This is a genomic window from Micromonospora sp. NPDC005206, from assembly GCF_040608175.1.
Classification (GTDB): domain Bacteria; phylum Actinomycetota; class Actinomycetes; order Mycobacteriales; family Micromonosporaceae; genus Micromonospora.
On record NZ_JBEXHU010000040.1, the window covers coordinates 21,811 to 31,980 of the forward strand.

A 10,170-nucleotide genomic window follows, 5' to 3' on the forward strand; every position below is an offset into this window, starting at 1 on the left:
CGGCGGGGAATGGCAGGGGACGGGCGAGGATCACGACAGCGATGTCTGCATGGGTTGCCATGTCGCACCCGCGTCCTTGCTGCGAAGGACTCGACCATCACGGGTGGTGACGAAGAGCAGATCACCGTGGGCGGTGACGGGGGTACCGGCGCATCGGGAACGTGACCGCCGGTACCCGACCACGTCACGGCGCGTCATGGGACACGAGGATCTGTCCGTCTGCCGCAATTCCCAGCAGCCGGTCGCGGCCGGCCCAGTGCAACAGCACGAAGGCGCGTCCTCCGGCGGGCACCCAAGTGCGGCCGCCGTCGACCGAACGTTGCAGGCCCTGCTCGGTTGTGGCCAGAAGGCTGTAAGGCTGTCCTGGGTTCGACCGCCAGGTTGTACGCCTCGATCCTTGACCGGGCCTGCCAGGTGACCCGGTCGGTGCCTGCCAGCAGGGAACCAGTGGTGGAGTCGACGCCGTAGGTGATCCCGTCGGCGCTCCGAAGGGCGTGGAAGTCTGCCTTCCCGGCGAGCGACACCGATCGCCAGGTGCGCCCACCATCGGTGCTTTCGATCAGGCCCAGATGCGTCGGCCCGGCTTCCCCGGGCGCGGGATGTCCCGAGGCGAGAAAGTGGTCTAGTCCGATCACCGTGAAGCCCATCGTGTCCTGCCGTCCATCACCCACGTGGGCGGCCCCGCTATCGGAGACGCGAACGACTCCGTGGTGTGTGGCGACGTAGAGCTGTTGGTCCGACGGGTTCACGGCCATGCCGTGCACGTGACTCAGGGCGCTTAACGTAAGCATTGCCCGCGGGGGCGTCACCGGGTCGGTCTCGCAGTCACCCCCGACGACCCCGCAGGCGCCACCACCGAGGCACCTGCGGAGCCCGGATATGTGCTCAGCCAGCCAACGTCACGCGCGTGACCGCTGGTTGTCCCGCCCCAGTTCGGGATGAAGGTTCCTACCCCGTGCCTGTTCACACGGCGGACACGCTCACCCCAGCTCGGCCTCGCGTTGCCGGCGAACGCAAAATCAGCGCCAGAGGGTAGAAGCGCCGTGGGGCGGCCGCGCCCGCTCCGTCTTGCCGGGCGGGCGCGGCCGATCCTGCGGTCAGCTCACAAGTTGGTAGCCGGCCTTCTCGACGGCCGCGCGGACGTCGGCGATCGCCAGTGGGGCGTGACTGGTGACCGTAACCCCGCCGGTGGCCACGTCGATCTCGACGCTGGTGACGCCCTCGACGGTGCTCACCTCCTGGCGCACGTTGCTGGCGCAGCCGGTGCAGGTCATCCCCGACACCGTGTAGGTGACCCGCACGCCGTCGACGGTGTCAACGGTGGCCGGTGCGTTGTCGGCGGTCGCGGTGGCGCAGCCGCAACTGGATCCGCTGGTGCACATGGCTCTCTCCTGTCCGAGAACGTGGGGCGCCGGCCTGCCGCCGTTCGATGCGGGCAACTTGCAAACGGTGAGCCGCGAAACGGCGCCCCTGAGGAACAGCGCCAGGTCACCGCTGGTCGGGTGGGTGGCCTGCACGATGAATATACCCATAGGGGGTACAGGGATCAATCGGATGCGTGAGAGGCGACAAAACACGAGTCCGTGGATGGCCGCAGCTTGACACCACATACCCCCTGGGGGTAAACATTCACCACTTACCCATACCCCCCAGGGGCATAAGGAGTGGTGGAGATGGCACACGGATCCAAGCGTTGGTGGGGCCTCGGGCTCATCGCGCTCGCCCAGTTCATGGTCATCATGGACACCTCGATCATCGGCGTTGCCTTACCGCGCATGCAGGACGATCTCGGCTTCTCGCCGGAGAACCTGTCGTGGGTGTTCAACGCCTACGTCGTAGCCTTCGGTGGCCTGCTGCTGCTCGGCGGCCGGCTGTCGGACTTGTTCGGCGCGCGGCGCATGTTCACAGCCGGCTGGCTGATCCTGCTGCTCGGGTCGGCGGCCGCAGGGCTGGCCGACAGCGTCGCAGTGGAACTGGCCGCCCGTGCCACGCAGGGTGTTGGCGCCGCCCTGATCGCACCGTCGGCGCTGACGATGCTGATGATGCTCTTCGGCGCCCAGCCCCGAGAACTCACCAAGGCGCTTGCGCTCTACGGCGCGGCCGCGCCGGCGGGCGGCACCGCGGGCGTCTTCCTCGGCGGGGTCATCACCGAGTACCTCAGCTGGCAGTGGGTGTTCTACATCAACATTCCGATCGCCCTGATCGCGGTGCTCGCCACCCCGGCGCTCATGCCCGCCGGCGGCGCCCGCCGCGGCTCGCTCGACATCGCTGGGGCGCTCACCGTCACCGCTGGTCTCGGCGCCACGGTGTATGCGATCGTCCGGGCGCCCGAGGTCGGGTGGACCTCCGGGCAGACCTGGCTGGCCCTCGCCGGCGCGGTCGCCGCGCTGGTGGCGTTCGTGGCCATCCAGGCCGCCCGCCGGCAGCCGCTGATGCGGCTGTCAATCTTCCGTGTCCCGAACCTCGCGGCCGCAAATGTGGCGCAACTCCTGCTGGGCGCGGCGTGGATTCCGATGTGGTTCTATCTCAACCTCTACCTGCAGCAGGTCCTCGGCTACAGCGCCTTCCCCAGCGGTGCGGCGCTGCTTCCCATGACCGTCCTCATCATGGTCGGGATGGTCGTTGTGGCACCGCGGGCCATCAACCGGTTCGGCCCGAAGCCGACGGTGATTGCAGGCCTGGCGGTACTGGCCATCGGGCTCGGGTGGCTCGCCCTCGTTCGCGCGGACGGTAGCTATGCGGTGGACGTCCTGCCCGCCTCATTGGTCGCGGCGTTGGGTATGTCGTTGGCGTTCATCCCGTCGCTCGGCACGGCGATCTCCAGCGCGCCGCTTCAGGAGGGTGGCCTCGCCTCAGGGATCGTCAACACCAGTTACCAGGTCGGTTCGGCTCTCGGTCTGGCCGCGATGACGGCGGTCGCCGCGTCCTACGGCGCGGACCGGGTGGGTGACGTGTCGGCTCTCACCGACGGGTACTCGGCCGCTTTCGCCGGCGCCGGTGTCATCGCCCTCGTCGGAGCCGTTGTCGCGGCGGTCACCCTGCGGACCCGCGCTGCTGGTCCCCAGCCTGTCGCCGAGACCGAGACCGTGCAGGTCCGCTGAGCCGAGCGGTGCGGACCCGACATGTCAGAGTCACACCCATCGAGCGGAGATCATCATGAGGACCCGGAGGCCACTATGACGGCAACGAGCGCGGTCGGGCGTGACGAGGCCTGACAAGAGACGCGATCTGGTGCATCTCGCGATAGTGGGCGGCCGGCGGGGCAGCCGGCCGCCCACTGTTCCTCGCGAGCAGCACTGTCAATGCATGGTCGGCCGGCATCTCGTCGTTTGGGCGGTGCCTGGGGGCAGCGTGCTGGTGCATTTGCGCCGGCTGCCTCGGCCGACGGAACGGCGGAGCTTCTCCGGTGGTCTAACGGCCGGCTTGTCGCGCTGATCCGAGAGCTGGGGTTACCGATCGCTGGAGATCAGCCGCGCTTCATGAGCCGGCCAACGGCGGCCATCATCTCGGTGGCCATTTCGTCGGCACGGCCGTCGGCGGCGCCCTCGTGCATGCAGTGCCGGGCGTGCCCGTCCAGCAGGCCGAGGGCGACCTTGTCGAGGGCAGCTTGGATCGCGGAGATCTGCGTGAGCACGTCGATGCAGTAGCGGTCGTCGTCGACCATCTTCTCGATGCCCCGGACCTGCCCCTCGACGCGGCGGAGCCGCGCGAGCAGCTGATCCTTGCTGGCGGTGTATCCGCGGATCGGAGTGGGTGTGGTCATGGAACCCAGGGTACCTTACCCCTCGGGGGTATGCTACGGTGCGTAGAGAGCCATACCCCCTCCAGGTATCCCGGCGGTCGGTGCCCCAAGTCCAACTGCGAGGCGCGCCACTACCCCCGGGGGGTATCGCGTGAGGGCGTTGAGAGGAGCATTTTGATGACCACCGCCACGTACCAGGTAAACGGCATGACCTGCGGGCACTGCGTCAACTCGGTCAGCACCGAGATCAGCGCCATCGCCGGCGTCCGCGACGTCCAGGTCGACCTCGCCTCCGGGCAGGTCACCGTCGCCAGCGAGGCGCCCCTGGACCCAGCGGCCGTCCGGGCCGCAGTCGACGAGGCCGGCTACGACCTCGTCGACGCCTGACAGTCCCTCACCGAGAGAACCCGAGGTGCCAGTCATGAACACGGCGACGAAGCTGAGCGGTTTCGCGGTCGGTCTCGCGGCGGTGTTCGGCGCGGCGTACGGGGTCGGCCAACTGGCCGACCCCGTCGCCCCGGCCGCCGAAACCCGCCATGACACCACCGCCGAGCACGGCAGCGCGGGCCATGACGAAGCTGGGACCGAAGCCGCCACGCAAATCCCCGGTGGCCTGCTGATCTCCGACCGCGGCTACACCCTGACCCCGGTTCCCGCCTCAAGCGGTGAGTTCGCCTTCCGGATCACCGGTCCGGGCGGTCGGACCGTCACGGCCTTCGACGAAGCGCACGACAAGCGGATGCACCTCATCGTCACCCGCCGGGACCTGTCCGGCTTCCGGCACGTGCACCCCGACATGGCCCCCGACGGCACCTGGCAGGTGGCCTCACCCTTCGGGGACCCCGGAAGCTGGCGCGCCTTCGCCGACTTCACCCCCACCGGCGGCCAGCCACTCACCCTCGGCGTCGACGTCGCCCTACCCGGCGCGTTCACCCCACGTCCGATACCCGCACCCGCACGCACCACCACCGTCGACGGATACACCGTCGCCCTCGACGGTGACCTGCGGCCGGGCAGTACCGCGAAGTTGACCCTGACCATCAACCGGAACGGCGCACCGGTCACCGACCTGCAGCCCTACCTCGGCGCGTACGGCCACCTGGTCGCCCTGCGCCAGGGCGATCTGGCCTACCTGCACGTGCACCCCGACGGAGAACCCGGTGACGGGCGCACCCAGCCCGGCCCGCAGGTCACCTTCTACGCCGAGGTTCCCTCGGCCGGCACGTACCGCCTCTACCTCGACTTCCAGCACATCGGAACCGTACGGACCGCCGAATTCACCCTCGTCGCCGGCACCTCCACCGAGCCCGGCCTAGCGACGCCGTCGACGTCGAACAGCCCGACCCCAGCCGCCACCGATGGGCACGGCGAACCCGGCCACGGCCACAACTGACCGGAGGATGCGATGACGTCCACTGCGAAACCCCTGCAGCTCGCCCCGAACCAGATCGAGCTGTCCATCGGGGGGATGACCTGCGCCTCCTGCGCCGCCCGGATCGAGAAGAAGCTCAACCGGATGGACGGTGTGTCCGCCACGGTCAACTACGCCACCGAGAAGGCCACCGTCCGGTACGCCGGCGAGGTCACCCCGGACGACCTGATCGCCACTGTGGAGAAGACCGGCTACACCGCCTCCCCGCCAGCCTCCGCCGCGACAACCGAGCCGTCAGAGCCAGTCGATGAACTGCGCAGCCTGCGCACCCGGCTGTGGGTCTCGGTTGCGTTGAGCGTGCCGGTGGTCCTGTTGGCGATGGTGCCAGCCATGCAGTTCCAGTACTGGCAATGGCTGTCGCTGACCCTCGCCGCCCCGGTCGTGGTCTGGGGCGCCCTGCCGTTCCACCGTGCCGCCTTGATCAACCTGCGGCACGGCGCCGCGACCATGGACACCCTGATCTCGCTGGGCACCCTCGCCGCGTTCGGCTGGTCGCTGTGGGCGCTGTTCCTCGGCGACGCAGGCATGCCGGGCATGACCCACCCGTTCAGCTTCGACATCACCCGCTCCGACGGCGCCGGCAACATCTACCTCGAAGCCGCAGCCGGCGTCACGACATTCCTCCTCACCGGCCGGTACTTCGAGGCCCGCTCCAAGCGAACCGCCGGAGCGGCCCTACGCGCCCTGCTGGAACTCGGCGCGAAGGACGTCGCCGTCCTCCGGGATGGCGCCGAAACTCGCATCCCTATCGACCAGCTCGCGGTCGGGGACCGATTCGTGGTCCGGCCCGGGGAGAAGATCGCCACCGACGGGGTGGTCGACGAGGGCACCTCGGCGGTCGACGCCAGCATGCTGACCGGCGAGTCCGTCCCGGTCGAGGTCAGCCCGGGCGACGCCGTGGTCGGCGCCACCGTCAACGCAGGCGGTCGGCTCGTCGTCACTGCCACACGTATCGGCGGAGATACGCAGCTCGCCCAGATGGCGAAGCTCGTCGAGCAGGCGCAGACCGGTAAGGCCGCGGTGCAGCGGCTGGCCGACCGGATCTCCGGCGTCTTCGTCCCCATCGTGATCGCCCTCGCGGTCGGCACGCTCGGCTTCTGGATCGGCAACGGCAGCGGCTTGGCGGCCGCGTTCACCGCCACGGTCGCCGTACTGATCATCGCCTGCCCCTGCGCCCTCGGGCTGGCCACCCCAACAGCGCTGCTGGTCGGCACCGGCCGCGGCGCCCAGCTCGGCATCCTCATCAAGGGACCCGAGGTGCTCGAGTCCACCCGGCGGGTCGACACGGTCGTGCTGGACAAGACCGGCACCGTGACCACCGGAAAGATGACACTGGTCGACGTGCTGCCAGCCGACGGCCAGGACGCCGATGACCTGCTTCGGCTCGCCGGAGCGCTTGAGCTCGCCAGCGAACACCCGATCGCCCAAGCGATCGCCACCGGCGCCGCCACCGCCGGGACGCTACCGACGGTCAATGACTTCGCCAACGTCGAAGGGCTCGGCGTCACCGGCACCGTCGAGGGCCGCGACCTCATGGTCGGCCGAGCCCGCCTGCTGCGCGAACGTGGCCTGCAGGTATCCGCCGAGGTCGAGCGGGCGGCCAGCGAGGCCGAAACCGCCGGCCGGACGGCCGTGCTGGCCGGCTGGGACGGACAGGCCCGCGGCGTCCTCGCCGTGGCCGACGTGGTCAAACCAACCAGCCGAACCGCAGTCGACCAGCTGCGGGCGCTGGGCCTGAACCCGGTGCTGCTCACCGGCGACAACACCACCGTCGCGAACGCCGTCGCCACCGAGGTCGGCATCGACCAGGTGATCGCTGAGGTGCTGCCCGCCGACAAGGTCGACGTGGTCAAGCGCCTGCAGGCCGACGGAAAGGTCGTGGCCATGGTCGGCGACGGGATCAACGACGCCGCCGCGCTCGCCCAAGCCGACCTCGGCCTGGCCATGGGCACCGGCACCGACGTGGCCATCGAGGCCTCAGACCTGACACTCGTCCGCGGCGATCTGACCGCCGCCGTGGACGCCATTCGCCTGTCCCGGCGAACCCTGAGGATCATCAAGAGCAACCTGTTCTGGGCCTTCGCCTACAACCTGGCTGCCCTGCCGCTGGCCGCGGCGGGAATGCTCAATCCGATGATCGCCGGCGCAGCGATGGCGTTCTCCTCGGTGTTCGTGGTCGCTAACAGCCTCCGCCTGCGCCGCTTCCACGCCACCAACGCGTAGCGGTGCGCAGGCCGCACCCGAAGGGACCCCTCACGGTCATGACATACGTCTTACGAGCAGAAACGCCATCGGTCGAGGTCTACCGACACCTGCGGGTCGCCGCCGGTCTGAGCGCCAAGTCAGCCGCAGCAGCGGCCGCGGGTTTGGACGGCACATGGCACGCCGTCGTCGCCTACCAGGGTGACCAACCGATAGGCATGGGCCGCGTCATCGGTGACGGCGGCACCGCCTTCCAGATCATTGACATGTGCGTATTGCCCGAGCATCAGGGCCGAGGAGTCGGCAAGAGGATCATGGCTGCACTGATGGAGCGACTCCTGGATCGCGCGCCTAGCACCGCCTACATCTCACTCATCGCGGACGGTGCCGCGCGCCACCTCTACGCACAGTACGGCTTCGCGGAGACCGCGCCAGAGTCGGTCGGCATGGCTCGCCGACTCTGACGCCTGCATGCTGATCCTCGTGGGGGCCGCGTCTCCACTGCCGTTCGGCAACAGGAGAGCGGTGTCGGCCGAGCCGGTTCTGGGCGGATGGTTCGGACGTCAGTCTGCGGCGGTGGGCTTGAGTGCGGTGAGGGTGAGAGTAACCAGGCGCTGGAGCCCGTCGTCCGAGGCCACCGTGCTCGAGGCGGTCAGGGCGTGCAGGCAGAAGGCCACCAGTTCATCGGCGGGAACGTCGACACGAGCCTGACCGACTTCGGCAGCGTCTGTGATCAGCTCCCGCACAAGCGTGTGCAGTCGCGCGTGGGCCTCGGTGGTGTGGTCGCTTTGATGCAGTGCGGCAGCGAGGTCACCACCGTGGCGGTGCTGTGAGAGCCGCGCGTAGGCGACGAGCACGGCGCGCAACCGCGGCGACGGGGTGTCGGCTTGCTCGCGGATGGCGCTGAGGTGATCTAGGTGCTGGGCGAGTTGGCGCTCGTGCCAGGCAAGCAAGATCGCGTCGACGTCCGGGAAGTACTTGTAGAGGGTGGCGCGGCCGATGCCAGTGAGTTCGGCGATCCGGGACATGGTCACGCCGGTCAGCCCGTGACTGGCGACGAGGGTTGCTGCGGCGTCAAGAACTGCGTCGCGCACCGCCGCTCGGTGCGCCTCAATCGTGTCGTTCCACAGCCTCGGCACCGTCATATGATACATGCCGCCACACCGCAGACACTCTGACTTGACAGAGACACAGTGTCTCGTAAAAATTTGGCAGTCGTTGCTGGGATCGGTTGGGAGAGTCAGATGGCGGGTCAAGCAGGCGGACCGGGGACTCCGACGGGCGTGCCGCGGTGGGTGAAGGTCATTGGCCTGGTTGTAGCGGCCCTGCTGGTCGTGTTCGTCGTCATCCAGGTGAGTGGCGTGGCCGGTGAGCACGGTCCTGGCCGGCACCTGCCGGGCGGACGGTAAGCCGTGTTGCGGCAACGCTGGCGTAAGGCCGCGTTGACTGCGCACGTCGTTGCCTCGTTGGGGTGGCTCGGCGCGGTGGTCGTCTTCCTGGTCCTGGCCTTGGCGGCGCTGCGCAGTGACGATGCGATGGTGACGGCGGCCGGATATGTGGCAATGGACTTGTCAGTCCGGTTCGCCATCGCTCCGCTCGCAGTCGCGTCGCTGCTCAGTGGCGTGGTGTCATCGCTGGCGTCGCCCTGGGGGTTGGTGCGTCACTGGTGGGTGCTGATCAAGCTGGCGTTGGTTGCGGTGGCCACGGTGGTGCTGCTGCTCCAGCTGGAGCCGATTGCTGCGCTTGCCGACGTAGGGATGGCCTCCGCGCCTGTAGCGAGCGGGGAGCAGTGGCGTGAGGCAGTCGTTTCGCTGGTCGTGCATGCGATCGGCGGCCTGGTCATTTTGCTCGCGGCGACGGTGTTGGCCGTCTACAAGCCGAGGGGTCTGACGGGATTCGGCCGGCCACCATCACCGGCAAGGGTCACCGCCCGTCACGGTGAAGAGTCTGGCAGGGCGTGATGGATGTTGTTGCGTCTTCTCTGCGAGCCACCTGAGCTTGATCCACTTCCGCAACGCGCCCTAGGTCATGGCCGTCCCTGGTCAATTAAGGACTGGTCGATGAGCGGTGATGCCAGGTCAGGAGGGGGCGGGGGCTACGCCGGGTGAGGTGGCGTCGCCGGTGGGTTCGAAGCCGATAGCGCGGGCAACGGCGACGCTAGCGATGTTGTCGGCGTCGATGCTGGAGCCGCACCCACGGCAGTCAGTCAATACCTGGCCAAGCTCCGTCTTGCTGCTGGTCAAGGGACGTCGCCAGGGAACCGTCGCGTACTCCTCCGCAGCGACGACCACGTCCGGCGACTGCTTCGGCAAGCCCTGCTTCACGCCGACCACATCGTCCGCAACCTGTCCGAAGCGCCGACGGCGTAGTCGAGTCGGCGAGTTGCCACGCCAGTGGTCAAGGTGCGCTCTCCTGCGCGGTGAGGCTCCGTGGGGGAAACGAATGCCCCGCCTGGGCATCGTTGGTGCAGTGCCGTTCTGGCCTCCTGCCGGGTTCGCATGCCGGTGACGCTATGACCCAGGCGGCCGTCATACGTCGCGTCAGTGGCAGCCGGCTGACCTGGGCCGGGCGCGATCACCTTGGCGACGGTTCTGGGCTAGGGCGGAGATCATCGCCCGGAATACCCCCCAGGGTATGTGTTACCGTGGGATGCGGAGGTAGATGAGATGAAGTTGCGTCCCGAGATGACCGGCGAGGCTCTGACTCGCTTGAAGCGAGCCCGAGGGCAGCTCAATGCGGTCATCGAGATGATGGAGAACGGCGAGGACTGCCGTGAGGCGCTGACCCAGCTTGC

General features: G+C 68.5%; 11 protein-coding genes. 7 read left to right on the forward strand and 4 right to left on the reverse strand.

The window, feature by feature from the left end:
* Nucleotides 1-1,097 precede the first annotated feature (1,097 nt).
* Complete coding sequence (locus tag ABZU69_RS35115; protein WP_354968556.1) at nucleotides 1,098-1,382, reverse strand: heavy metal-associated domain-containing protein; 285 nt, start codon at nucleotides 1,380-1,382, stop codon at nucleotides 1,098-1,100.
* A gap of 291 nt (nucleotides 1,383-1,673) precedes the next feature.
* Here ABZU69_RS35115 and ABZU69_RS35120 point away from each other — a divergent pair, with 291 nt between their 5' ends.
* Nucleotides 1,674-3,101 (forward strand): MFS transporter, encoded by a 1,428-nt coding sequence (locus tag ABZU69_RS35120; protein ID WP_354968557.1) that lies wholly within the window; start codon nucleotides 1,674-1,676, stop codon nucleotides 3,099-3,101.
* Between the two features lie 365 nt (nucleotides 3,102-3,466).
* On the opposite strand, the gene ABZU69_RS35125 is transcribed toward ABZU69_RS35120, so the two are convergent.
* On the reverse strand, nucleotides 3,467-3,763 hold the full coding sequence (locus tag ABZU69_RS35125) for a metal-sensitive transcriptional regulator (protein ID WP_238671415.1): 297 nt from the start codon (nucleotides 3,761-3,763) through the stop codon (nucleotides 3,467-3,469).
* A gap of 156 nt (nucleotides 3,764-3,919) precedes the next feature.
* Between ABZU69_RS35125 and ABZU69_RS35130 the strand changes: the two genes are divergently transcribed.
* From ABZU69_RS35130 to ABZU69_RS35145, 4 genes are read left to right on the forward strand one after another with little or no spacing between them, the layout of a single operon-like run.
* On the forward strand, nucleotides 3,920-4,129 hold the full coding sequence (locus tag ABZU69_RS35130) for a cation transporter (protein ID WP_354968558.1): 210 nt from the start codon (nucleotides 3,920-3,922) through the stop codon (nucleotides 4,127-4,129).
* Nucleotides 4,130-4,163: 34 nt separating this feature from the next.
* Complete coding sequence (locus tag ABZU69_RS35135) at nucleotides 4,164-5,135, forward strand: hypothetical protein (protein WP_354968559.1); 972 nt, start codon at nucleotides 4,164-4,166, stop codon at nucleotides 5,133-5,135.
* A 12-nt stretch (nucleotides 5,136-5,147) separates the two neighbouring features.
* Complete coding sequence (locus ABZU69_RS35140; RefSeq protein ID WP_354968560.1) at nucleotides 5,148-7,397, forward strand: heavy metal translocating P-type ATPase; 2,250 nt, start codon at nucleotides 5,148-5,150, stop codon at nucleotides 7,395-7,397.
* A 38-nt stretch (nucleotides 7,398-7,435) separates the two neighbouring features.
* Nucleotides 7,436-7,840, forward strand: coding sequence for a GNAT family N-acetyltransferase (locus ABZU69_RS35145; protein WP_354968561.1), 405 nt, complete (start codon nucleotides 7,436-7,438; stop codon nucleotides 7,838-7,840).
* Nucleotides 7,841-7,939: 99 nt separating this feature from the next.
* Here the strand turns inward: ABZU69_RS35145 and ABZU69_RS35150 are convergent, their stop codons facing one another.
* Nucleotides 7,940-8,515 (reverse strand): TetR/AcrR family transcriptional regulator, encoded by a 576-nt coding sequence (locus tag ABZU69_RS35150; protein ID WP_354968562.1) that lies wholly within the window; start codon nucleotides 8,513-8,515, stop codon nucleotides 7,940-7,942.
* Nucleotides 8,516-8,860: 345 nt separating this feature from the next.
* Between ABZU69_RS35150 and ABZU69_RS35155 the strand changes: the two genes are divergently transcribed.
* On the forward strand, nucleotides 8,861-9,337 hold the full coding sequence (locus ABZU69_RS35155; protein WP_354968563.1) for a DUF2269 domain-containing protein: 477 nt from the start codon (nucleotides 8,861-8,863) through the stop codon (nucleotides 9,335-9,337).
* Between the two features lie 117 nt (nucleotides 9,338-9,454).
* Here ABZU69_RS35155 and ABZU69_RS35160 read toward each other — a convergent pair whose 3' ends face one another.
* Complete coding sequence (locus tag ABZU69_RS35160; protein ID WP_354968564.1) at nucleotides 9,455-9,700, reverse strand: hypothetical protein; 246 nt, start codon at nucleotides 9,698-9,700, stop codon at nucleotides 9,455-9,457.
* Between the two features lie 342 nt (nucleotides 9,701-10,042).
* On the opposite strand from ABZU69_RS35160, the gene ABZU69_RS35165 reads away from it, so the two are divergent.
* On the forward strand, nucleotides 10,043-10,170 hold a 128-nt coding region (locus tag ABZU69_RS35165; protein ID WP_354968568.1), incomplete at its 3' end, for a metal-sensing transcriptional repressor.